The following is a 1,106-nucleotide window of genomic DNA, read 5'->3' on the forward strand; positions in this document are numbered from 1 at the left end:
ACTGAGTCACAGATCGTAGCGATTCTCAAAGAAGCGGATGCTGGCCTGAAGGTCGATGATATCTGCCGCCAACACGGGATCAGCAGCGCCACTTACTATAACTGGAAAGCCAAATATGGCGGGTTGGACGCCTCTGAGCTGAAACGGATAAAAGAACTTGAAGCAGAAAATGCCAAGCTCAAAAAAATGTTCGCTGACGTCAGTTTGGAAAACCAAGCCATGAAGGAACTATTCGAAAAAAAGGGTTGGTAACCAGTCGTAGGCGTGATTGTGCACGCACGCTGGTCGCTGCTGGCCTCAGTGTCACCAGAGCATGTCGACTTACGCTTCTGGGACGGGCCAGCTATTACAGAAACCCCCAGGATTGGCGTCTTGCCGATATAGATGTCATTAATGCATTGAATGCGGTGCTTGAGCAGTCACCCAATGCAGGTTTCTGGAAGTGTTTCAGGCGAATGCGACGAAAGGGAAAAGGATTCAACCATAAGCGCGTGTACCGTGTTTACTGCCGTATGGGATTAAACCTAAAGCGGCGACAAAAACGTGTATTACCGCCCCGTATCGCCATGCCATTGGATGTGGTGGACAAAGCTAACTATCAATGGGCACTCGACTTCATGCATGACAGCCTATACTGCGGCAAGCGCTTTCGGACACTGAACATTCTTGATGAATCCACCCGAGAATGTCTGGTAATAGAAGTTGATACGAGTTTGCCCGCAGGACGCGTAATACGTGCACTGGAGCGCTTGAAACAGGAACGAGGTTTGCCAAAACAGCTTCGAATGGATAATGGGCCAGAACTGATATCGACTCAGTTAACCGACTGGTGTGAGGCACATCACATCGAGCTAGTTTATATCCAACCAGGAAAACCTCAGCAAAATGGCTTTGTAGAACGATTTAATGGGTCATTTCGCCGCGAATTCTTGAATGCCTATTTGTTCGAATCACTTGAGCAAGTTCGGGATATGGCTTGGATATGGATGCGCGATTACAACGAAGAACGCACACACGAGAGCTTAGGCAATATTCCTCCGGCTGAATACCGGAGGCAACTGGAAACCTCTAGTTTTGAATTGTCTCGCTAAAGGGGAAGTGGACAA

The 1,106-nt window shown here is 48.4% G+C and carries 1 protein-coding gene; it reads left to right on the top strand.

The genetic code is table 11. The annotated features are described in order from the left end of the window. Positions 1–1,091 (top strand): IS3 family transposase gene (locus EA58_RS20610; RefSeq protein ID WP_152548140.1). Its coding sequence is split into 2 segments (ribosomal slippage), with 1,092 coding nucleotides annotated over them: positions 1–235 and positions 235–1,091; the frame shifts between segments, so codons are not numbered across the junction. This gene is flagged as partial in the annotation. Positions 1,092–1,106 lie beyond the last annotated feature (15 nt).

This window comes from Photobacterium galatheae (assembly GCF_000695255.1).
Lineage (GTDB): Bacteria > Pseudomonadota > Gammaproteobacteria > Enterobacterales > Vibrionaceae > Photobacterium > Photobacterium galatheae.